We start from the raw sequence: 22,255 nt of genomic DNA on the forward strand, positions 1-22,255 counted from the left end.
CCCGGCCGCCGCTCGGAAAGCAAATCGGACCCGTTGCCGATAGTGGGCGCTAGCAGTAAAAGACCCGCTTGCGTAGCCTGCGGCAGGCTGACTAAGTGGGCGCGGGGCTTGCCGCGCCCATACTTTACGTTGGGCATGGCTGATGCATTTCCTACTTCCAACCCCTCGCCCGTCCTGCCTTTCGACCGGGCCTATTGGGTGCTGCCCGGCCGCTTGCTAGCTGGCTATGTGTCCGTTAAGCCCGACTCGGCTGGCACCCGCCGCCAGCTGCGCGCGCTGCTCAGCCAGGGTATTCGCACGTTCGTCAACCTCATGCACGGCGACGAGCAGAACTACACCGGGCAAGTCATTTCCGGCTGCGAGCAGGAGTTGGCCGAGGAAGCCGCCGCCCTAGGGGTAGCAGCCACCGCCCACCGCCTGTCCATCGTGGATTTGGATGTGCCTACCGTTGCGCACATGTAGCACGTGCTCGACGTGGTGGATGCCGCGCTGGCGGCCGGCCGGCCCACCTACGTGCACTGCTGGGGCGGGCGCGGGCGCACGGGCACGGTGTGGGCTGCCTTCTGGCCCGCCACGGCTACGCCACCGGGCAGCGTGCGCTCGACTTCGTGCAGCACCTGCGCCGCACCGATGCCAAAAGCGACACGCGCTCGCCCGAAACGCCGGCTCAGTGTCAGTTTGTGCGCGAGTAGCCCCTAGGGCAATAGGTTAGCCAAAGCGGCAATACCTATGCCCCAAGGCCACCAGCCAAGCCCCACTACGCGCAGTGCCAAGCTACGCGGCAAAGAGCTAAGGCGACAACCAACAACCACAGCTGATAAACGACGAGAAGCCAGCAACTTGCTAAAAGCAAAGCAGCCACTCAGATTTGCATCTAAGTGGCTGCTGCTGCATGAGCGAGAAACGAGGTTCGAACTCGCGACCCTCAGCTTGGGAAGCTGATGCTCTACCAACTGAGCTACTCTCGCGGGGGTTGGTAGGGCAAAGATAGGGCGAGGCCGGCAAACGGCAGCGGGGAACATCGCACCGGATTTAGGAGTTTAAGGGGTCGCTATGCCTGCTCGCCGTCCTTCGTCCCGCACCATCCTCACGCCGGCCTCGCGCCGCGTGGTAGCGGGCCTACTCATTGCCGCGGGCGCTTTGCTGATAATTGGCTATGCCCTACAGCTTTACGTACTGCTCTACGACTACCGCAAGCTGGGCGTGCTGGGGAGCGGGCCGCTGGCGCAGGTAGTGTTTGGGCTGGTGGCCGGAATGCTCACCTGCTACGTGGGCTGGCGCGTGGGCCTGCACGGCCAAACGCCTTTCCGCGAGTAATGTGCCCCTAGGGCCCGACCTTTGCGGGGCTATGTCTTCTCCCCTTCGCCTGGCCGTGGCCAAGGCCAACCCGGCTACGGCCACGCTGCTGGCCGAGCTGGGCCGCCAAACCTTCACCGAAACTTTTGCCGCCAGCAACACGCCGGCCGACCTGGCCGCCTACCTGGCCGAAACCTATAGCCCCGAGCTGCAGCTAGCGCAACTGCAAGACCCCGCCGTGACGTTTTTGCTGGCCGAGATGCAGGGCCAGGCCGTAGGCTACGCCCAGGTGGTGCGCCACTCGCGCCTAGGGCTGTCCGCCGGCAAAGAGGCCAACCAGCTGGAGCTGAAGCAGCTATACGTGCTAGAAGACTGGACGGGCACCGGCCTGGGTGGGGCGTTGATGCGCCGCGTGCTGGAGCTGGCGCAGGCCGCCGGGTGCACGGCCGTGGTGCTGGGCGTGTGGGAGCACAACGAGCGCGCCAAGGCCTTTTACCAACGCTTCGGCTTCAAAGAGATTGGTGAGCACGCGTTTCGTCTGGGCCAGGACGTGCAGCGCGACCTCATTTTGCGCAAAGGATTGGCGGGCAGGTAAATGCGCTAAATGAATTGAAAAAGACGTCATGCTGAGCTTGCCGAAGCATCTCTACCGCGCAGTATCATACGGTAGAGATGCTTCGGTAAACTCAGCATGACGTCTTTTTTGGTTTGTTTGCCCACTTACTCCCTTACCGCTACACCAGCAGCAAGCCCTTTTCGCGTAGCAGCTGCCAGGGCTCACTTTCTAAGAATGCCTCCCAAGCACCCGCGCCGGTGGGGAAGGTGGCGGCGGCTTCCTTGAGCAGCACTTTGGCATCGTAGTCGCGGCTGAGGCGCGTGAGCAACTCGTGCAGCCAGGCGCCGATTACTTCGCTGGTGGTCAGCTCGAAGTCTTCGGCCTGCTCGTAGCAGGTGAGCACGGCCCTAGGGCCTTTACGGCCGGCCTCGCGGCGCAGCGCGGGGGCGTTGCCCAGCCAGAAGAGGCGGCGGTTGGGCTGGGCGAAGTCGGGCTTAGCTTCCGCTGACCTTCGGTTGTTGGGCGCTTGCAGGGCCTGGCCGATGAGCTGGCGCGGCACGGTAGGCCGGGGCGTCTTGAAGTCGAACCAGAAGCTGAGCGGCTCGCGCAGGGCCACGCCGTGCATGTAGTTGTAGAGGCTCTTGGCCAGGCCGGGGCCAAACTGCTCGTGGTCGGCGCCCAGGGGGTCGTCGTGCCAGAGGTCGTTCCAGGCGAAGGGGCCGGGCTCGGGGCCGATGGCGGCCACCTGGTACTTCGCGGGGTTCTTGCCCACGGGGGAATGGGCCGTCATGCTGAAGCGGTGCCAGTAGCCGCTCTGCACGATGCCCGCGTCGAAGAGCTGGCGCACCACTTCCAGCGCGTCAATGGTTTCCTGGGCGGTTTGGGTGGGGAAGCCGTACATCAGGTAGGCATGCACCAGGATGCCGGCCTGGGTGAAGCCCTGCGTGACGCGCGCCACCTGGGCAATGGTCACGCCCTTCTCCATGAGGGCCAGCAGCCTATCCGAAGCCACCTCCAGCCCGCCCGAAATGGCGATGCAGCCCGAGGCGGCCAGCAGCCGGCAGAGGTCGGGCGTGAAGGTCTTCTCAAACCGGATGTTGCCCCACCAGCTGATGCTGACCTGCCGCTTGAGCAGCTCGATGGCCAAATCGCGCAGGGCCAGCGGCGGGGCGGCCTCGTCCACGAAGTGAAAGCCAGTTTGGCCGGTTTGGGCCACTATCTGCTCGATGCGGTCCACGAGCAGCGTGGCGGGCGCGGTTTCGTAGCGGCCGATGTAGTCGAGCGTGACATCGCAGAACGAGCAGCGCTTCCAGTAGCAGCCGTGGGCCACAGTGAGCTTGTTCCAGCGCCCGTCGCTCCAGAGGCGGTGCATGGGGTTCAGCACCTCAATCACCGAGAGGTAGTCGCCCAGGGGCAGGTCGGAGTAGTCGGGCGTGCCCACCTCGGTGTGCGGCACGTCGGGGTGCGGGTGGTTGACGTACTCAACCGCCCCGGCCGCGTTGCGCAGGAAGGTGCGCTGGAATTGGCTGGTATCTAGGGATGCTAAAAGGTGGTCATGCTGAGCCTGTCGAAGCATCTCTACCGCGCCGCCTGGGTTGTTCGGTAGAGATGCTTGGCTAACGCCGTCCTCCGGTTCGGCAAGCTCAGCATGACGTTCTATTATTATCTTATTTTCCACCCCTAGGGCCTCCAAAATTCGCAGCCACGGGCCCTCGCCGTCGTCCAGGGTCAGGTAGTCGATGTAGTCGAAGAAGCGCGGCTCCTTTAGGGTGCGCAGCTCGGTGTTGGGGTAGCCGCCGCCCATGATGGTGAGCGTGCCGGGGCTGACTTGCTTGATGCGCTGGGCCAGGCGCAGGGCGGCGTAGAGGTTGCCGGGGAAGGGCACGGTGAAGCCTACCACGTCTGGCTTTTGCTGAGCCAGCAGTTCGTCGAGCAGCTCTAGCAGCAGGGTATCCACTAAGTTGGGCGGGGCTTGCAGGGTGTCGTGCAGCGGGTCGAAGTGGGTAGCCGACATGGCTAGGCTCTCCGCATACCGGGAAAGGCCGAACTGCGGGCCCACGGTTTCCTTCACCAAATCGGCTAGGTCTTCGAGGTAGAGCGTGGCCAGGTGGCGCGCCTGGTCGGTAAGGCCCATGGTGCCGAAGGCGGTTTCGAGGTCGGCCACGTTGTCGAAGCGGCTGGCCTCGGGCAGGAAGCGGCCGTGGCAGATGCGCGGGGCCAGCGTCAGGTCCTTGTTTTGCAGAAACCGGATGGCCGGGCCGATGGTGGCTTCGTAGCGGTGGCGCAGGCGCAGCATCCGCTGGGCGTTGTCGCTAAGCTGGTAGTTGCCGCGCTCGATTTCGTCGAACACGCGCCCTAGGCCCTGCTTCGAGAACAACTTGAGCACCAGCCCCAAGCTAAGGTCGGCCTGGTGCACCTGGTAGCCGCGCCCGCCCAAAAAGCCCTTGATGTAAGCCGTGGCCGGGTAGGGCGTGTTGAGCTGCGTGAGCGGCGGCGTAAGAAGCAGGATGCGGGGCGAGGCGGTCGGCACGGGACTACAAACCTACGCGGGGGCCGGGAGGTTCGGCGGGGCTGGAGGTTATAATGAAAGAACGTCATGCTGAGCTTGCCGAAGCATCTCTGCCGCGTAACTAACTCCTGACGTTGAGTTTACTTACGTGGTAGAGATGCTTCGGCAAGCTCAGCATGACGTTCTAGCTGTCGGGTGCCTAGTACTCTATATCGCCGGGTCGGCAGGCGTGCCGGAGTTGTTCTCCCGCTCGACGCGCGGATAGGGATAGAAGTTGCGGTTGCGCTCGGCGCCGGTGGTGCCCGCGCCGGGGCGGTTGAAGCGGCGGCTATCCTCGAGGCGGAAGCCCTGGAAGGCCAGCTCGATGTAGCGGTTGCGCAGGATTTCGAAGAGCACGGCATCCTGAGTGAGAGCGCCGCTGTAGGCAGGCAGGGCGGCCCCTAGGCCATACACGTCTTGCGCAGGCGTTTTGGTAAGCACCCGGTTGAGGTAGGTGACGGCGTTGGTGAGGTCGTTTTTGCGGGCGTAGGCCTCGGCCTGAATCAGCAGCATCTCGCCGGGCAGGTACACCGGGATGGGCGCGTTGTTGGCGGTGTAGAAGGCCAGGCCGCGGTTTTGGGTGGCGGTGGGGTTGGCGCGCATCAGGAAGGGCAGGCGCTGGTCGGCGCTGCTGGGGGCCAGGCTGCCCGTGAGGCCCAGGGCGTAGTCGGTGGGCTCGAACACGTTGCGGTTGCCGAAGGCCACTTCGAAAATTGGGTTGCGTGTGTTGTCGTCGTAGTTGAATACAGACTTGCTGGTGAGGCTCACCTTGGCGGCGGCCGTCAGGGCTTTGTCGTAGTTGCCGGCTTCCAGGCTGTAGCGCGCGATGAGGGCTTGCAGCGTGTTGGTCAGGTCGAGGCCGGGCACAATCTTGCTGGTGAAGTCGCTCGACACCGGGTTGGCGGCCAGGCCGGCGGCGGCCGTTTCGAGCTGCGTCACGGCATCGGTGAGCAGCTGTAGGCGCGGCACGAAAGGCGCGTTGTCGCCAGTGGTGAGCGGGGCTTGCTCGAACGACTCGGCCAGGGTGCCTAGGGCCAGCGCCCGGAAAATGCTGGCGTAGGCCACGATGCCGGCGCGGGTGCCCGCGTCGGGCGCATTGCCGGCGTTGGCCAGCACCAGGTCGGCGTTGGCGCGCACCAGCTGGCACTGCGTCCACACGTTGCGCACCACGCCGTTGGCGTTGTTGACGCTGCCGCCGCCCAGGCTCACGTTATACTCCTCGATGTTGCCCACGTTGAGCACGGTCAGCTCGCGGGTGCTGAGGCCCCCTAGGGCCACCGCGTTGTAAATGACGCTCAGCAGGCCGCCCGTGCTGTAGCGGTACTGCAAGCCGTTGCAGAGCGTGAGCAGACCGTCGGAGGTGCTCACTACCTGTTGCTGGCTGGCGGTACTCGGGTTCAGGTATTCGCGCTGGCAGGCCCCTAGGGTGCCCAGGGCCAGCAAGGCGGTGATATATAGAATGCGTTTCATGGATAATGACTGACGAAGAAGTTAAAAACCTGTCCGTCATGCTGAGCTTGTCGAAGCATCTCTACCGCGTAACTAACTCCTGGCGTTGGGATTACTTACGCGGCAGAGATGCTTCGGCAAGCTCAGCATGACCGCCTTTTTGTGCCGAGCAGCCCCTAGAAAGTGGCCGCCAGCTTGAGCTGGTAGGTGCGCGGAATGGGCACGTTGCCGAAGTCGATGGCGCGCAGCAAATCCGACGAGCCGCCGGCGCTGGTTTCGGGGTCGAAGCCGTTGTAGTTATCCCACGAAATGAGGTTGCGGCCCACCACCGATACGCTCAGGCCGCTGATGTACTTGCTGATGGTGGGCAGCGTGTAGGTAAGCGCCGTTTCGCGCAGCTTCACAAACGAGCCGTTGTCCACGCGGAACTCTTGGGTGTTGTAGATGGCGAAGACGTAGCCGCGGGGCAGGTTGCCGCGCAGCTCCTGCTCGGCAAAGTCGCCCCCTAGGCCCACGCCCTGGCGGGTGCGCTTGTCGGCGTTGAACACGCTCACGCCCTGCACGGCATCGAGCAGCACGTGCAGCGAGAAGCGCTTCACGGCCAGGTTGGTGCTGAATGAGCCCGTCCAGTTGGGGTTGGGGTTGCCGATGACCACGTTGGCCACGCTGGTGCCGGCGGCGTAGCTGGGCTGGCCGTCGGCCCCGCGCGAGGGCACGTAGGTGGTGCTGCCCGTGGCCTGGCCGCTGGTGCGCTCATCCTGCGGGAAGCCCTGGCTGGTGAGCAGCAGCGAGCCGTCGGGGTTGCGGGCGTAGGCCGAGCCGTAGAACACACCCGCCGGCTGGCCACTGAGCAAATACACCGGCGCGCCGGCCGCGTTGTCGATGCTGATGGCCTGGGTGGCGCCGTTCGAGCCGGGCAAATCGAGCACCTTGTTGCGGTTGCGGCTGAAAATCACGCTCACGTCCCAAGTCACGGCCGTGGTTTTCACCGGCACGGCGGTCAGGGTGGCTTCCAGGCCCCGGTTTTGCATCGAGCCCACGTTATTCACGATGGCCGAGCCGCCGGTGCTGGGCGCCAGGTTGCGGCGTACCACCAAGTCGGTGATTTTCTGCGAGTACAGCGTCACGCCCAGCCCTAGGCGGTCGTTGAGGAAGCCCAGGTCGAGGCCGCCCTCCAGCTCGGCCATGCGCTCGGGGCGTACGGCGGGGTTAGCCAGCGTGGTGCCCGGCACGATGGTGTTGCGGCCCAAAAAGCCCACCGGCTGAAACTGGTAGAAGCGGTCGTAGGAATTGATGCCCGTCAGGTTGCCGGCTTCGCCGTAGCTGGCGCGCAGCTTGAAGCTGTTGAAGGCCTTGGCGAAGCTGGCGCCCTGCCAAAACGTCAAGTCCGACACCACCAGCGAACCGCTGATTTTGGGGTAAAGCTGGTTGGTTTCCGAGCTGGAGAACTTCGAGGAGCGGTCGCGCCGCAGCGAGCCGGTGAGGAACGCCAGGTTGCCGTAGCCGATGGTGGCTTGGCCGTAGTAGCCGCTCAAATCGAAGCGGTCGAGGGTGTAGGCCGAGGTGACGGTGGTGCTGCTGGCCCCGCTCACGGTAGTGATGAAGGGCGCCAGGTTCTGGCCCTGGGTGGCGGTCAGCTCCGAGCGGCTGTACTGGTAGGAGTAGCCGGCTAATAGGTTCAGCTTGAACTTATCGCCCAGCATCCGCTCGTAGCCCACGTTCACGTCCGAGTTCAACTGCAGAGCGTTGTTGACGGCATTGGAGGCGTAGCCTAGGGGGTAGCGGGCGGCGGGCAGGCCGGCCGTGGCCTGGTAGGGGTAGGGCCGGATGTAGCCCTGCCCGGCCTGCGCAAAGGCATCCACGCCCAGCACGTAGTCCACCGAAAAGCCTTTGAAGGGCGTCAAATTCACTTGCACGTCGCTCACGGTGCGGTTCACGCCCTGCGTGAAGCTCATGTCCTCGATGGTCGAGAGCGGGTTTACGCGGGTGGGCTCCACGGCCAGCAGGTTGCCGCTGGCGTCGCGCTGCGTAATGTCGTAGATGTTGTTGGTGATATTCACCGAGTTGATGGGGCTGTAGAACACGTTGCCGTTGGCCTTCTCGTTGGCGAAGCTGTTGATATAGCTCAGCCCGGCCGACGCCTTGGCCCACTTGGCCAGGCGCTGGTCTACCCGCGCCCGCAGGTTGTAGCGCGTGAAATCGGTGCCCTTGATGATGCCCTGGTTTTTGAGGTAGCCCAGCGACACGTAGTACTGCGTGTTGTCGGAGCCGCCCGAGATGGAGAGCGCGTCGTCGGTGCCGTAGCCGGTGCGGAAAATCTGGTCGAAGTAGTTGTAGCGCGTCACATCTACTTGGTTGCTAGCCAGCTGGGTAGTCACATTAGCCCGGTTGATGCCGATGGTGGTGGTGCCGGGGTTGGCCGCCACCTGCGCCGCCGACACGGCCGCGATGGGGTACAACCGCAGTCCGGCAAAGCCAAACTGCTTGCCGTAGGTGTTCACCGGCACCATGTGGCGCAGCTCGTTGAGCTGGGCGCTAGCCGAAAACGACACCCTAGGGGCCCCGGCCCGCCCGCGCTTGGTGGTAATGAGCACCACCCCGTTGCTGGCCCTAGAGCCGTACTGCGCCGCCGCCGCCGCCCCGTTTATCACGTTGATGCTGGCAATGTCATCGGGGTTGAGGTCGGCCAGGCGGTTCTGGCCGGCGTTGGCGCTCCCGATGTCGTTGGCCAGCGCCAGCTGCGACACGTTGGTGCTGGCATTGCTAATTATTACGCCGTCAATGACGTAGAGCGGGTCGGAGGAACCCGACAGCGAGTGCACCCCGCGCAGGCGCACCGACATAGCGCCCGAGGGGTCGCCGGAAGTCTGGGTTATCTGCGCGCCCGGCACCTTGCCCTGCAGCGAGTTGAGCACCTGCGCCGAGCCGCTCTGCGTCAGGTCGTTGCCGTTGATGGTGCTGATGGCGTTGCCCAGCTCGCGCCGGCTGGTGGTCACCGTCGAGCCCACTACCACCACCTCGTCGAGGCTCTGGCGGCTCTCGGCCAGCGTCGCGTTGGTAGTAATGCTGGTGGCAGTCCCGAGGGTCACGGGCCGCGTTTCGGTGCGATAGCCCACCGCCGAAAAGACAAGCGCGTAGTCGCCCGGCGCCACCGTGCCCGCAATGGAGTAGCTGCCGTCGAGGTCGGACGTGGCCCCTAGGGTGGTGCCCGTCAGCAGCACCGTGGCGCCCGGCAGGCCCTGCCCGCTGGCGTCGGCCACCCGCCCGATGAGGGTGTAGCGCTGGCCCGCGCCGCCCTGGGCCCAGGCGGCAGTGGTCAAGAGCAGGCCTAGCAGCGCCGCCCAGCTAGCGGCGGCCCAGCGGCCCGATACGTACAAACGAACCATAAGCAAAAGCAGAAAAAAGTGAACAGAACCGTTGCGAGGTCAAGTATAAGCGGTTTTGTTCACTTTTTGCTCATGTGGGCTTTTGCGGGCTGATATAGGTTGGCAGCCAGTATAGTTACGAGCGGCGCTGCCGGCAGACCCCACCCCCGGCCCCCCCCTCCGGGGGAGGGGAGCCACGGCGGCGCATACGTGTTCAATCGTTCGGCTCCCCTCTCCCGGAGGGGAGGGGCCGGGGGTGGGGTGAATCGTAGAGAGCGACCACCCACCCTACCCCGGCCAGCTCAGCTTGCCCATGCTCACGGCCGGCACCCGCTGGCGCCCGGCCCCGATGGCTACCGGCTGGCCCGCCACCGCCTCGTTGGCCAGCACTGCGAAGAGGATGGCTTCCTTGGCATCGGGCGGTACCCCTAGGGCATCGGTGGTGGCAAAGCGGGCGCCCGGCAAGTGGCGCTGCAAGGCCGCTACCAGCGCCGGGTTGTGCGCCCCGCCGCCGCTCAGGTATACGGGCGGCACGGGGCGGCCTTCAAATGCCAGCTTCACGGCGCGGGCTACCCCTAGGGCGCTCAGCTCTGCCAGGGTGGCCAGCAGGTCTTCCAGCCCCAGCGTTTCGGTGTAGCTGGCGGCTTGGGCGGCGGCCAGGTAGGCGGGGCCAAACAGTTCGGGGCCAGTGGTTTTAGGCAGGGGCGCGGCAAAGAAAGGGTGCGTCAGCAGGGCCGCGAGTAGCCCTTCGTGCACCTGCCCGGCCAGGGCCAGGCGGCCGTCCTCGTCGTACTGCAAGGGCGGGCGATGCTGGCGCACCAGGGCGTCGAGCAGCGTGTTGCCGGGGCCAGTGTCGGTGCTGAAGGCGGCGCGAGCATCCTGGCTGGCCGGGGGCAGGTAGGTGAAGTTGGCGATGCCGCCCAGGTTGAGCAGCAGGCGCGGCTCGGCGGGGCTGCTCAGCAGCAGATAGTCGCCGTAGGCGGCCAGCGGGGCCCCTTCACCGCCCGCCGCAAGGTGCTTCTGGCGGAAGTCGCTCAAGGTAATGATGCCGGTTTCGACAGCCAGGTGGTCGCCGTCGCCTAGTTGCAGAGTAGCGTTCTGGCCCGCGAAGTCGGGCTGCTGGTGCTGGTGCTGCGGCGCGTGGTACACGGTTTGGCCGTGGCTGGCCAGCAGGTCTACCTCGGCGGGCGCTACCTGCCACTGGCGCAGGCAGTCGAGCACCAGCCGGGCGTGCAACCGGGCTATCCAGGGGTTGAGCAGCGTGAGGTACTCCAGGCTCACCTGCCCCTGGGCAAACACCTGCCGGATGCGGCGGCGCGTCTCGTCGTCGTAGGGCACGGTGGCGAAGTGCTCCAGCGTGAGTTGGGTGCCCGGCCCGGCGCCCGCCAGCCGGCACAGCGCCACGTCGAGCCCATCGAGCGAGGTGCCCGACATCAGGCCGATAATGCGGCGGCTAGGTGCCTGGGCCAGTTGGCAGAGGCGAGTGAGGGCGGGGTTCATTCGAGTAATGGGAATAGTGAGCGTAATGGAAGTAATGATAATAGTCAGTCATGCTGAGCTTGCCGAAGCATCTCTACCGAGCGACGACTCTAGGGCTATTCTGACGGCGTGGCAGAAATACTTCGGCAAGCTCAGCATGACGGCCTTCTAGTACCCTACTACCTCATTACTCCACTGCCCATTCCTCAAAACGGCACCACCAGCTTCACGCCCAGGTTGCGGCCGGGGTTGAAGATGCCCAGCCGGCCGGTGGGTGAGGCCTGGTAATACTCGAAGTATTTGAGGCGGCTCAGGTGGCTTTGGTAGGCGGTGTTCAGCAGGTTATCGACTTGCACGAAGAGCTGCAGGGCCTCACGGCCGGCGCGGGTGCGGTAGGTGGTGCCGGCGCCCAGGCCCAGCAGGGCATAGCCGGCGGTGGGCGTTTCGGCGCCGTCTACGGCGTAAGGATGGGTTTGGGCGGCGGTGGCGTCGAGGGTGAGGCGCAAGTAGCTGGCCGCCAGGCGCTGGCCGGGCCTAGGGGGTGCGGTGAGGCGTAGCTCGGTGCGGGCTTGGGGGGCGGGCATCAGGGGCAGGTAGCGGGCGGCGTCGCCGGCGCGCTCGCGCAGGGCGGGGTTGTCGTTGAGGCCGATGACCAGGGCCGCGCCGGTGCGCCAGCTCAGCCAGGGCAGGGCGGTGGGGTGCAGGTTGAAGGCCAGCTCGCCGCCGTAGAGGCGCGCGGCGGCCTGCTGGTACTGGTAGGTGGCGTTGCCGGGCACTACCTCCACCGGCTGCCCTAGGGCATCGAAGAGCCGCGCCTGGTAGATGAAGTTGCTAACGTAGTTGTGGAAAACCTCGGCGCTGGCCTCCCAGCTGCTCGACTGCCAGAGCACCCCCAGGTCCTGCTGCCACGAGAACTCGGGCCCGAAGGCGCGGTTGCCCAGGTACACGATGTGGGCGCCAGGGTCGAGGCCGTTGGAGCCGATTTCGGGGATGTTGGGGGCCCGGTAGCCGCGCGCTACGTTGGCCCGCAGCACCAGGTGGGGCCCCAGGGCGTAGCTGCCACCCAGGCTGGCCGACACCCCCCGGTAGCTGCGCCCAAACGCCGCAAACGGCCGCGTGGCGCCTACCGCATCCGGCCCGGTAGCCTGGTCGAAACCCGTGGCTGGGTTCGGCGCCACCCAGAAATCGTCCCAGCGCACGCGGCGCGTGTCGAGGCGCAGGCCGCCAGTCAGCTCCAGTGCCCCTAGGGTCTTTTTTACCACCCCAAAGCCGCCGAGGTCGTGCAGGCGGTAGGGCGGGATGGGGAAGTCGGTGGCGTTGAGGTGCTCGTTGAGCTGGCTCATGCCCCCTAGGCCCACCGTCAACTCGTAGCCGCGCCAGGCGGGCAGCAGGTAGCGCGCCTCGTAGTTGGCGGTGGTCAGGCGCAGGTCGAGGCCGGGCTGGCCGGGGGCGGTGGGGTGGTTGAACTCCTGGCGGTGGTTTTGCTGGGCGCCCAGCAGCAGGCGCAGCTCGCCGGGCCCTAGCCGCACGCTGCCGGTGCCAAAGGCCCGGTAGTGCCGAATGTGCTGGCGCAGCGGCCCGAGGGTGTAACTGCGCAGCTCGTCCTTGGGCACCAGCGGCCGGTGGCGCACGTCGTCGAGGCCCGTTTCCAGCACCTGCCGGGTGAAGCGCCGGCTCAAGGAGTCGCGGCTGCCGTCGGGGATTTCCTGGCGGTTGTCGTAGGTGGTCAGCCAGAGGCGGGCGTCGCCCCACTTCTTCTCCACGCCCACCATGCCAGTCAGCGTAAGCTCTTGAAAACCGGTGTTGTATACCAGGCCATCCACCGGGTTGCGGTAGTCGCGGGCCAAGCGGTGGCTGGCGCGCAGGCTGGTTTGCAAGCCGCTCTTGCTGCGGTAGTTCAGCCCTAGGGAGTTGCCGAACAGGCCGTTCACGCTCTGGTACTCGGCCAGGGCCTCGCCGTGCAGCTCGCCGGCTGGGCCGCTGGGCAGGGCGGGCAGTAGGTTCACCACGCCGGCCACGGCGTCGGAGCCGTAGAGCAGGCTGGCGGGGCCCTTCACCACCTCCACCCGGTCCACGCCGTAGCCATCTACCTCAATGCCGTGCTCGTCGCCCCACTGCTGGCCTTCCTGCCGCAGGCCGTTGAAGAGCGTCAGCACCCGGTTGTAGCCCAGGCCCCGAATAAACGGCTTGCTGATGTTGGGCCCGGTGGTCACGGCCGTGAGGCCCGGCACACCGCGCACGGCCGCGTCAATCACGTTGGCATTGGCGTTGAGGCGAATCTCGCGCTGGCCCAGCGCCGCGATGGGCACCGGCGAGCGGCGCAGCTCGGTGCGGCGGCTCACGCCTGTTACCACCACTTCGCCAATGGCCTTTTCCTCCGCTACTAAGGTGATGATGAGCACGCTAGCCAGCGGCAGCGTCACGCGCGGCCGGCCAGTGGCGTAGCCCACGGCGCTCACTTCTAGCTGCTGGGGCCCTAGGGGCAGCGCCAGGCTAAAAGCCCCCTCGGCATCGGCCGTAGCTCCTTGCTTCAGGGCCGGCACCGCCACGCTGGCGTAGGGTACGGGCCGGCCGGCGGCATCCTGCACCCGCCCGCGCAGCGGGGCCTGCGCCCAAGCACCAATGGGGATAAGCAGCAAGTAGAGAAGAAGTTGCTTCATAGGGCGGGGTGAGGGTAAAGGCAAGGCGCGGCCCGTAGCCGGCCGAAAGGCTGCTTGGAGTTGGGAAGTCCGGGAAGGGAGTGGGGGCGGCGCAGACGTGGGACCCCACCCCCGGCCCCTCCGGGAGAGGGGAGCCACGGTGGTGCTTGTGTTTGCTTACGTCAGGCAATCATCGGGCTCCCCTCTCCCGGAGGGGAGGGGCCGGGGGTGGGGTTAACCGTTGGGCCTACTCGTTGCCGCTCAGCGTTTGCCAGAGCAGGAAGAGGTTCAACGTCAAAATAATGCCGGCTACCGACCAGGCCAGCGCCTTCAGCCAGGGGCCGTTGACGAAGGTGCCCATCTTGAGCTTGTCGCTAGTGAACAGTACCAGGGGGATGACGGCGAAGGAGAGCTGCAGCGACAGGATAACCTGGCTGAGCACCAGCAGCTGGCCGGTGCCCTTCTCGCCGTAGATGATGGCCACTACCAGCGCCGGCACCACCGCCACCAAGCGCGTAATGAGGCGGCGCACCCAGGGCTTCAGCCGCAGGTTTAGAAAGCCTTCCATCACAATCTGGCCCGCCAGGGTGCCGGTCAGCGTCGAGCTTTGGCCCGAGGCGAGCAGGGCGATGGCGAAGATGACGCTGGCCGCGCTGGCCCCCAGCACCGGCGAGAGCAGGCTGTGGGCGTCGGCAATGTCGGCCACGTCGTCGTGCCCCTTGCCGTGGAAAGCCGCCGCGGCCGTCACCAAGATGGCGGCGTTGATGAAGAAGGCCAGAAACAGCGCCACCGTCGAGTCGATGGTGGCAAACTTGAGGGCCGAGCGGCGGCCAGCTTCGGTAGGCTCAATCTGGCGCACCTGCACGATGCTGCTGTGCAGGTACAGGTTGTGCGGCATCACGGTGGCACCTAGGATGCCGATGGCCACGTAGAGCATAGCCGGGTTGGTAACCACCTGTAGCTGCGGCACCAGGCCCTTGGCCAGTCCCAGCCAGTCGGGGTGCGAGGCGATAATCTCGTACAGGAAGCACCCGAATATCAAGAAGATAAGCCCCGCCACCAGGCTCTCAATCACCCGGAAGCCCTTGTTTTGGAGCAGCAGCACCAGCAGCACATCCAGAGTGGTGAGGGCCACGCCCCAGGGCAGCGGCAGGCCAAAAAGCAGGTTGAGCGCGATGGCCGAGCCGATGACTTCGGCCAGGTCGCAGGCCGCAATGGCGATTTCGCAGAACAGCCATAGCGCCAGGCTCACGGGGCGTGAGTAGTGGTCGCGGCAGGCCTGGGCCAGGTCGCGCCCGGTCACGATGCCTAGCTTGGCGGCCAGGTGCTGCAGCAGCATGGCAAAGAGGTTGCTCAGCAGCACCACGCTCAGCAGGGTGTAGCCAAAGCGGGCGCCGCCCGCAATGTCGGTGGCCCAGTTGCCGGGGTCCATGTAGCCCACGGCCACCAGCAGCCCCGGCCCCCAGTAGGCCCGAAACCGCTGCCAGAACGTGGCGCCCGGCCCCGGCACGGCAATGCTGCCGTGCACTTCGCTCAGCGAGTTGCCGGTGCGAGCGTGGCGCCAGCCCGGCTCGGGAGCGGCTGCAGGGGCTAGGGTAGAGGCAGGCACTATAGTAGTAGGTAGCTGTGACAAATGTAATGAAATTTTTAGACTTGCCTAAAAATATTTTTAAACCTCCCTAAATACAGATTTTTTAGCGAAAAAGTTGCGCATTTTGTTTCGCGGGCCCTGCGAGTCCACGAGTTTACCCGGCTAGTGGCCTTGCGGCGTCCACGGTACACCCATCCGTGCCGACCTTTGTGGGCCTATGCCAGCCACCCCCGCCCTCAAGCGTCGCCTCGGCCTGCTGTCGCTGGCCGTCAGCATCGTGTTGGTGCTCACCAAGTTCTACGCCTACCGCCTCACCCGCTCGCAGGTGGTGCTCACCGATGCCCTCGAAAGTATCATCAACGTCTTTACCAGCGGCTTTGCCCTCTACAGCCTCTACCTGGCCGACCAGCCCAAGGACGAAAACCACCCCTACGGCCACGGCAAAATCGAGTACCTGAGCATCGGCTTCGAGGGCGCGCTCATCATCAGCGCGGGCGCCTTTATCCTCTTCGACGCCACGCGCTCGCTGCTGCACCCGCACGCGGTGCACAAGCCCGATTTTGGGGTGCTACTGCTCTCGGCCACGGCGCTCGTCAATTTCGGCCTAGGGCTGTGGCTGGTGCGGGCGGGACGGCGGGTGCAGTCGGTGGCCCTGGTGGGCGATGGCAAGCACCTCTACCTCGACGCCGTGACTAGCCTGGTGGCCTCGGCGGTGCTGGTGCTGGTGTACTTCACAGGCTACGCCAGCATCGATGGGGCGGCGGCGTTCGTGCTGGGCTGCTTCATTCTGTATAATGGCTACCAGCTGGTGCGCAGCGCCGTGGGCGGCCTCATGGATGAGAGCGACATTGCCACCGTGGCTGAGGTCATTGCTGAGCTGCAGCGCCTGCGCCGCCCCTGCTGGATAGACGTGCACAACCTGCGCGTGCAGCGCTACGGCGCCAACCTGCACATCGACTGCCACATGCAGATGCCTTACTACCTCTCGCTGGAGCAGGTGCACACCGAAATTCACGAGGTGGAGGCCCTTATTCGCGTCAAGTTCGAGGCCGTGGAGGTCGAGATGTTCGTGCACGCCGACCCATGCTCGTTCGCCGCCTGCGCCATCTGCCACATGCCCGATTGCCCCGTGCGCCGCCACGCCTTCGAGCACGAAATCGAGTGGAACATCCACAACGCCGTGAAGGACGAGCGCCACCATTTGGGAATGGGTAGCGAGCTAGTTAGATAGCGGCCAATAGATAAAAGAGGCGGTCATGCTGAGCTTGCCGAAGCATCTCTACTGCGCAACTAACTTCAATCGTCGGGATTACTCGCGCGGTAGAGAGGCTTCGGCAAGCTCAGCATGACCGCCTCTTTTACCTGACTACTTACTTCGCCGGGCTGGTCCACTTGCTGTCGGCCAGGCGGAAGCGCCAGGGTAAATCCACCGCGTCCTGGCCGGCGTATTCCAGACCCACGCGCGAGCTGGCAACAACCTGCTCATCGGCAATGGGTTCGCCCAGGTCGTCGAACCAGATGTGGGGGCCGGTGACCCGCTCACCGTTCAAGGCCGGCGTGAGGCCTAGGGCCTGGCTGAGCACGCCGGGGCCAGCGGTGAGGTTGCGCGCCGGCTTGGCCAAGCCCCGGCGGCGCAGCATCACGTCTTGTCCTTCGAGCGGCTCGATGGCCCGGATGAGCACCGCGTCGGGGTGTTGCGCGTCGTGGGTAGTGATATTGAAGAGCGTGTGCACCCGGTACACAGTGTAGAGGTAGGCGTGGCCGCCGGCCCGGTACAGCGCCTGGGCCTGCTGCCGCTTGCGCTGCAAATGCAGCGTAATGGAGGGGTCGCCCTCGTGCCGGTAGGCCTCCGTCTCGACGATGCGGCCGCTGGTTAGCTCGCCGCCGATGTGGGTGCTCACGCGCTTGCCCAGCAGCTCGCGGGCGATGAGCAGCACGTCGGGCCGCTGGAAAAAATCTAATCGCAGATTCAACGGATTTAACGGATTTCGCGGATACGGAGCTAAAGCTCCTGCCTACGCGGGTGGTGGGGGAGGCGTTGCCGGGGGCCAGGCCGGGGCACTGCTGGAGCCACGGGACACTGCCGGCTACCCGCTCTGTTGACGCTACTTTACCAGGGGCCGGCCCCCGGCGGCGACCAGTTGCTAAGTTGCATTTGCGAAGTAACCAAATCACTCATTTGTCAACGTAATACTTTGACAATCAAGAATAAATTTTGATGAACGGCGCTGCCACAACACCCGCGTAGTTAGCCTGCGCAGCAGGCGTATCCGCGAAATCCGTTAAATCCGTTAAATCTGCGGTCTATCTTTGTAGAGCCACGGTGCCAACCCCCTACCCACGGGGCGCGGCTTAAAAGGGAATCCGGTGAAGGGCCGGAGCTGTCCCCGCAACTGTAGGCGCGATATCGGGGTGGGCACCCCATGCCACTGCCGGCGCTTGGCTCCCTAGGGGGCCGGGGCCGGTGGGAAGGCCGCCCACCCGGCCGCGCAAGCCAGGAGACCTGCCGGGGCACTCACTAGGTTCAGCGCCCGCGGCGGACGGGCGGAGAATGACTGCCCTGCCCCCAGCTGCTTTGGTAGCTGGGGCGGGCGCTCGGCCTCGGCGCCGTCGGCTGGCTTGCTTTCGGGCGGCTGCTTCGATGGGGTTTTGAGCTGAATTTTCGTTGGAAAATTTAGTTCAATGCTGTTTTTCAGCAAGTTATTTGTTATCAGCAAGTTATTTGTTAATAAATGCTGCCTGCTGGGTAGCCTGCTTGCGTGTACCCTAGGGCTGCTGCTGGCCGCCCCGGTTGCCCGCGCCCAGGTGGCCCCGGCCGCGCGGCCCAGCGCCACATCTGCGCCGCGCCCCCCGGCCGACACGCTCACGACCCGCCCGCACCGCCTGGCCGAAGCGCGCATCAGCACGGTGCGGCCCACCCAGTTTGCGGTGGGCAGCCGCCAGCTGGTGCTCGACTCGACCGACCTGGCGCTGGGCCGCGGCGCCTCGCTGGCGCAGGTGCTGCAGGCGCGCACGCCCTTGTATTTCAAGGATTATGGGCCGGGGCAGCTGGCGTCCATCAGCATCCGGGGCACGGCGGCGCGGCACACGGCGGTGCTCTGGCAGGGGCTCAACATCAACATTCCCTCGCTGGGCGAGGCCGACTTTGCCATCTTGCCGGTGGGCGGGCCCACCAGCGTGGCGGTGCAGCCGGGGCCCGCGGCGGCGCTTTACGGCAGCGGCGCCATCGGCGGCACGGTGCTGCTGGACAATACCCTGGACTGGCGGCCGGGCGCGCGCGGCAGCGTGCAGGCCGACGCGGGCAGCTTCGGGCTGCTGGGCGGCAGCGGCACCCTAAGCGTGGCCGGCGGCCGCGTGGCCGCCCGCACCGCCGCCAGCTACCGCACCGCCCAAAACGACTACCCCTACACCGTGCAGGAAGCCGCCGGCCCGGTGCGCCGCCTGCTCACCAACGCCGTGCTGCACCACCAGTGGAGCCTGACCCAGGACCTGGCCCTGCGCCTGGGGCAGGGCGGCGAGCTGACAGCCACCGCCTGGCTTACCGACACCGACCGCGACATTCAGCCCAGTATCTACGCCGCGCCCACCCAAACCCGCGAGCTGGACAAGAGCCGCCGCCTGCTGCTGGCCTACCGCCACCTGGCCTCGGCCCGGCGGCAGTGGGCGGTGCGCGCCGCCTGGTTCGAGGACGTGCTCGACTACCAGGATGGCGGCGCCACCAGCCGCTCGCTGATGCGCACCACCCAGGCCCAGGCCGAGCACACCAGCGCCCTAGGGCAGCGCGGCAGCCTGCGCCTGGGAGCCGAAGCCCAGCACTACGCCGCCCAAATCGACGGCTACGGCCCCGCGCCCATCACCGAAAACCGGGCCGCCGCCTTCGCCCTGCTGCGCTTCGACCCGCGCCCCGGCCTGCGCCTGTCGGGCAACCTGCGCCAGGCGCTGCTGCCCGGCGGGGCCGCCCCCCTCACGCCCACCTTGGGGGCCGAGTGGGACCTCGGGGCGGGTCGCCGCGCCGCGGCCGACTCGGCCAGCGCGCGCCTCACGCTGCGGGGCAGCGCCTCGCGCAGCTACCGCGCCCCCACCCTGAACGAGCGCTACTGGCAGCCCGGCGGCAACCCCAACCTACGCCCCGAAACCGGCCTGGGCTACGAGGGCGGCTTGCGCTATACCTACCCCCTAGGGCCCGGCGCCAGCCTAGTGGCCGAGGCCACGGCCTTCCACCAGCTCGTGAACGACTGGGTGCAGTGGACGCCCGACGACCGCGGCATCTGGAGTCCGCTGAACCTGCGGCAGGTGCGTAGCCAGGGTCTGGAGGCCACCGCCGCCTACCGCCTGCGCCGGGGCCCGTACCGCCTGCTGGCCCGCGCCGCCTACAGCCTCACTAGCACCACCAAAACCCAGGGCGCCCCCGGCGACTACGACCCCCTAGGGGTGCAGCTCATGTACGTGCCCCGGCACCAGGGCAGCCTGGTGGCCGACCAGTACTGGGGCCGCTGGCTGCTGAGCGCGCAGGCCACCGCCACCGGCCGGCGCTACACCGATGCCTCGGGCACGGCCAACCTACCCGCCTACGCCGTGGCCGGGGCTACCCTGGGCTACACCTGGCGCCTGCCCGGCTGCGACCTCACCGGCCTGCTGCGGGCCACCAACCTGCTCAACCAAGCCTACTTCGGCTACCCCGGCCGGCCGGCGGCCCCCCGCGCCTGGCAGGCCAGCCTGCGCCTCGACTGGCGCTAACTCACTCCATATCTTTTCCCTTCACCCATTTGTAGCGTTCGGTAGAACGCAGAGTTGTATGCAAAAACTTTTTCGCCCCTTGCTGCTCGGCGCGGCGTTTGCCAGCTTCCTGGCTAGCTGCTCGAAAGATGATAACACCACGCCCACGGCGGCCGGCACGGGCCAGTATGCCTTCGTCATCAACGAGGGTAACTTCAGCAACGGTACCGGCTCGGTGAGCCGGGTGAATAAGAGCAACGTCAAGGACATTGCTATCGACGCCTTCGGCAGCGCCAACGGCGGGGCCGTGCTGGGCAGCGTGGTCGAGAGCATGACCGTGGTAGACACCAAGGGCTACGTGGTGGTCAACAACAGCAACAAGATTGAGGTGGTGTCGCTGCCCGATTTCAAATCGACGGCTACCATCGCCGGGCTCAACCAGCCGCGCTTCCTCACGCGCTCGGTGGCCAATACCAATCGGGGCTACGTGACGGAGTGGCTCGGCGGCCCCTACCCGGCGCCCTACACGGCCGGCCGCATCAGCCTTATCGACCTAAGCAGCAATAAGGTAACGGGTACCGTGCCGGTGGGCATCAACCCCGAGCGCATGGCCCTGACGGGCGGCAACCTCTACGTGGCCAACAGCAGCAGCAGCTTCCTCACGGTCATCAGCGACGCCAGCGGCGCGGCCACGGGCACCATTGCCCTGCCCACCCCGGCCAGCAGCCTCGTGGTTGATAAGAACAACACCCTGTGGGTGCTGTGCGGCAGTGACTACGCCAGCCAACCAGCTAAATTGCTGCACTTTAGCAGCGGCGCCACGCCCGCCGTGCAGCAAACCTTTACGTTTGCCACCGTGGGCTCGGGCGGCGGCCTGCGCATCGGCCCCGACGGGCAGCAGCTCTACTACAGCTACCGCAACGGCGAGTACCGCATGGCCATCACCGATACCAGCCTGCCCACCACGCCCCTTATCCGGCGCAACTTCTACGGCTTCGACATTGACCCCAGCACCGGCCTGCTCTACGGCACCGACGCGCTTAACTACAGCAACCCCGGCTGGCTGATTCGCTACCAGCCTAACGGTACCAAGCTCGACTCGGTAACCGTGCAGGTGAGCCCCAACGGCGTGGTATTTTACTAGCGCCCGCCCCGCACCCCGTGCGCTAAAAGCCAAAGCGGCCTGCCCTTCAGAAGGGGCAGGCCGCTTTTAGTTGGGACCAGGCCTAGGCCCAGCTAGTCGGCCAGGCCGTCGTGGTTGCGGTCAACGGCGCGGTCGGTGCTTTTATACACCTGCTTGCCACTGGGGCGCCGGGCTGTGTCGCGCGGAATGCCAGCGGCCAGCGAGTCGCCGTTGCTCATGCTGGGGGTGGTGTTGGGCGTCCTCTTTTTGGCCGAAGCCTGCTCCACGTTGGTATCGCCGGTAGCGGAGCCGGTAGAGAAGTTGCAGGCCCCGAGGGCCAACGGGAGCGATAGCGCCGCCAGCAGGGCGGGCAGGCGTAGGGTGCGAAGCATAACTAAAAGGAGAGGAGGGTGAGGAAAACGCGCCGGCCCTAGGCCGCCCGGCAAGTATAAGGCCGCCCAGGGTACTGGCCTACTCTACCGCAAACCGGCGCCTGGGGTTGCCCGGCGCCTTACGGCGAAATCTTTTACCTTTGCGGGCATGGCTCGTTCTCGCCCGGCTACCCTTGCCCCCCGCCTGCGCCAGCGCCTGCTGGCCTACCGCTGGCGGCGCGTGGGTGGGCTGGCCGCCATCAGCCTGGCCCTGAGCCTGGGGCTGGTGGCTTACTTATTTGGCTGGAGCGACCATTTTGTAAGTCGTTTACTGACAGCATTCTTGGTGGGCTTCTGCTTGCTAGCTGTTACTTTTCTGGGGGCTTTACCGTTTATTAGTTGGGCGGCGGCCCACTGGTTTGGGCCGGGCTGGGCCAGTGCCGAGTCGGCCCCCGCTCGCCGGCCTGCGGCCGGGCGGTCCCGGCCGGCCGGCCGCCGCCCTATTACTACCACTTAATCGTCTTATTTATCTCGTGAAAACCAATCTGCTGCACATCAAAAACATGGTTTGCCCGCGCTGCGTCGAGACGGTAAAAAACCTGCTCACCAAGGCCGGCTACGAGCCCACCCAGGTAACGTTGGGCCAAGCCAAGCTGCCCGCCACCGCGCCCGTAGACCCCCGCGCCGTGGCCCCCATGCTGCGCGAGGCGGGCTTCGATGTGCTGCTCGACCGCGCCGAGCAGCTAACTGAGCAGATTAAAACCGTGCTGCAAGAGTACCTGGAGCACCTGCGCACCGCCCCGGCCCCGCTCACAACCTCGGCTTTCTTGGCCGACCGCTTTGCCACTACCTATTCGCACCTGAGCAAGGTGTTTTCGCGCACGGCCAACCTCACCATCGAGAAGTACCTCATTCGCATGAAGATAGAGCGCGTAAAGGAGCTGCTGAGCTACGGCGAGATGACGCTGGTGCAAATAGCCGACCAGCTGCGCTACAGCTCGGGCCAGCACCTGAGCAACCAGTTTCGGCAGGTGACGGGCCGCTCGGTGAGCGAGTTTCGCCGCCTGATGCAGCCCGAGCGCCTCTCGCTCGACGCGCTGGGGTAGTACCTTATTTTGCGCT

Annotated in this window: 17 protein-coding genes, 1 tRNA gene, 1 pseudogene and 1 riboswitch; of the genes and pseudogenes, 10 read left to right on the plus strand and 9 right to left on the minus strand. The window is 65.9% G+C overall.

The window, feature by feature from the left end; translation table 11 throughout:
- Positions 1-135 precede the first annotated feature (135 nt).
- From HHL22_RS18180 to HHL22_RS18185, 3 genes and pseudogenes are all read left to right on the plus strand, one after another.
- A complete protein-coding gene (locus tag HHL22_RS18180; protein WP_169532821.1) occupies positions 136-462 on the plus strand; it encodes a hypothetical protein in 327 nt (108 codons plus the stop codon).
- Between the two features lie 15 nt (positions 463-477).
- A pseudogene (locus HHL22_RS24510) lies at positions 478-549 on the plus strand (hypothetical protein); the annotation flags it as partial.
- A gap of 2 nt (positions 550-551) precedes the next feature.
- On the plus strand, positions 552-692 hold the full coding sequence (locus HHL22_RS18185) for a hypothetical protein (protein WP_169532822.1): 141 nt from the start codon (positions 552-554) through the stop codon (positions 690-692).
- 203 nt (positions 693-895) lie between these two features.
- On the opposite strand, the gene HHL22_RS18190 is transcribed toward HHL22_RS18185, so the two are convergent.
- A tRNA-Gly gene (locus HHL22_RS18190) sits at positions 896-968 on the minus strand.
- Positions 969-1,053: 85 nt separating this feature from the next.
- Between HHL22_RS18190 and HHL22_RS18195 the strand changes: the two genes are divergently transcribed.
- Positions 1,054-1,317 (plus strand): hypothetical protein, encoded by a 264-nt coding sequence (locus HHL22_RS18195; protein WP_169532823.1) that lies wholly within the window; start codon positions 1,054-1,056, stop codon positions 1,315-1,317.
- A gap of 31 nt (positions 1,318-1,348) precedes the next feature.
- A complete protein-coding gene (locus tag HHL22_RS18200) occupies positions 1,349-1,891 on the plus strand; it encodes a GNAT family N-acetyltransferase (RefSeq protein ID WP_169532824.1) in 543 nt (180 codons plus the stop codon).
- A 139-nt stretch (positions 1,892-2,030) separates the two neighbouring features.
- Here HHL22_RS18200 and HHL22_RS18205 read toward each other — a convergent pair whose 3' ends face one another.
- From HHL22_RS18205 to HHL22_RS18230, 6 genes are all read right to left on the minus strand, one after another.
- Positions 2,031-4,382 carry a B12-binding domain-containing radical SAM protein gene (locus HHL22_RS18205; RefSeq protein WP_317172693.1) on the minus strand — a complete coding sequence of 784 codons (2,352 nt, stop codon included), beginning with the start codon at positions 4,380-4,382 and terminating at the stop codon, positions 2,031-2,033.
- A 186-nt stretch (positions 4,383-4,568) separates the two neighbouring features.
- Positions 4,569-5,870 (minus strand): RagB/SusD family nutrient uptake outer membrane protein, encoded by a 1,302-nt coding sequence (locus HHL22_RS18210; RefSeq protein WP_169532825.1) that lies wholly within the window; start codon positions 5,868-5,870, stop codon positions 4,569-4,571.
- Between the two features lie 155 nt (positions 5,871-6,025).
- Positions 6,026-9,235: a SusC/RagA family TonB-linked outer membrane protein gene (locus HHL22_RS18215; RefSeq protein WP_169532826.1), complete on the minus strand. Its 3,210-nt coding sequence runs from the start codon at positions 9,233-9,235 to the stop codon at positions 6,026-6,028.
- 267 nt (positions 9,236-9,502) lie between these two features.
- Positions 9,503-10,714 carry an anhydro-N-acetylmuramic acid kinase gene (locus tag HHL22_RS18220; RefSeq protein ID WP_169532827.1) on the minus strand — a complete coding sequence of 404 codons (1,212 nt, stop codon included), beginning with the start codon at positions 10,712-10,714 and terminating at the stop codon, positions 9,503-9,505.
- A gap of 185 nt (positions 10,715-10,899) precedes the next feature.
- Positions 10,900-13,353, minus strand: a complete 2,454-nt coding sequence (locus tag HHL22_RS18225; RefSeq protein ID WP_169532828.1) for a TonB-dependent receptor — start codon at positions 13,351-13,353, stop codon at positions 10,900-10,902.
- Between the two features lie 226 nt (positions 13,354-13,579).
- The gene (locus tag HHL22_RS18230; protein ID WP_169532829.1) at positions 13,580-14,941 is read right to left on the minus strand and encodes an Nramp family divalent metal transporter; all 1,362 of its coding nucleotides are present in this window, start codon (positions 14,939-14,941) and stop codon (positions 13,580-13,582) included.
- A 199-nt stretch (positions 14,942-15,140) separates the two neighbouring features.
- On the opposite strand from HHL22_RS18230, the gene HHL22_RS18235 reads away from it, so the two are divergent.
- Positions 15,141-16,154, plus strand: coding sequence for a cation diffusion facilitator family transporter (locus HHL22_RS18235; protein ID WP_169532830.1), 1,014 nt, complete (start codon positions 15,141-15,143; stop codon positions 16,152-16,154).
- Between the two features lie 139 nt (positions 16,155-16,293).
- Here the strand turns inward: HHL22_RS18235 and HHL22_RS18240 are convergent, their stop codons facing one another.
- Positions 16,294-16,896 carry a DNA-3-methyladenine glycosylase gene (locus HHL22_RS18240; RefSeq protein ID WP_169532831.1) on the minus strand — a complete coding sequence of 201 codons (603 nt, stop codon included), beginning with the start codon at positions 16,894-16,896 and terminating at the stop codon, positions 16,294-16,296.
- 331 nt (positions 16,897-17,227) lie between these two features.
- A riboswitch (cobalamin riboswitch) is annotated at positions 17,228-17,448 on the plus strand.
- 157 nt (positions 17,449-17,605) lie between these two features.
- On the opposite strand from HHL22_RS18240, the gene HHL22_RS18245 reads away from it, so the two are divergent.
- Both HHL22_RS18245 and HHL22_RS18250 read left to right on the plus strand, forming a co-directional pair.
- Positions 17,606-19,660 (plus strand): TonB-dependent receptor plug domain-containing protein, encoded by a 2,055-nt coding sequence (locus HHL22_RS18245; RefSeq protein ID WP_169532832.1) that lies wholly within the window; start codon positions 17,606-17,608, stop codon positions 19,658-19,660.
- A gap of 58 nt (positions 19,661-19,718) precedes the next feature.
- Positions 19,719-20,783, plus strand: a complete 1,065-nt coding sequence (locus HHL22_RS18250) for a YncE family protein (protein WP_169532833.1) — start codon at positions 19,719-19,721, stop codon at positions 20,781-20,783.
- Between the two features lie 92 nt (positions 20,784-20,875).
- Here HHL22_RS18250 and HHL22_RS18255 read toward each other — a convergent pair whose 3' ends face one another.
- Positions 20,876-21,154: a hypothetical protein gene (locus HHL22_RS18255; RefSeq protein WP_169532834.1), complete on the minus strand. Its 279-nt coding sequence runs from the start codon at positions 21,152-21,154 to the stop codon at positions 20,876-20,878.
- A gap of 148 nt (positions 21,155-21,302) precedes the next feature.
- Here HHL22_RS18255 and HHL22_RS18260 point away from each other — a divergent pair, with 148 nt between their 5' ends.
- Together HHL22_RS18260 and HHL22_RS18265 are read left to right on the plus strand one after the other, a co-directional pair.
- Positions 21,303-21,650: a hypothetical protein gene (locus HHL22_RS18260; protein ID WP_169532835.1), complete on the plus strand. Its 348-nt coding sequence runs from the start codon at positions 21,303-21,305 to the stop codon at positions 21,648-21,650.
- 16 nt (positions 21,651-21,666) lie between these two features.
- The gene (locus tag HHL22_RS18265) at positions 21,667-22,239 is read left to right on the plus strand and encodes a helix-turn-helix domain-containing protein (protein WP_169532836.1); all 573 of its coding nucleotides are present in this window, start codon (positions 21,667-21,669) and stop codon (positions 22,237-22,239) included.
- Positions 22,240-22,255 lie beyond the last annotated feature (16 nt).

The organism is Hymenobacter polaris (assembly GCF_012927305.1).
Lineage (GTDB): Bacteria > Bacteroidota > Bacteroidia > Cytophagales > Hymenobacteraceae > Hymenobacter > Hymenobacter polaris.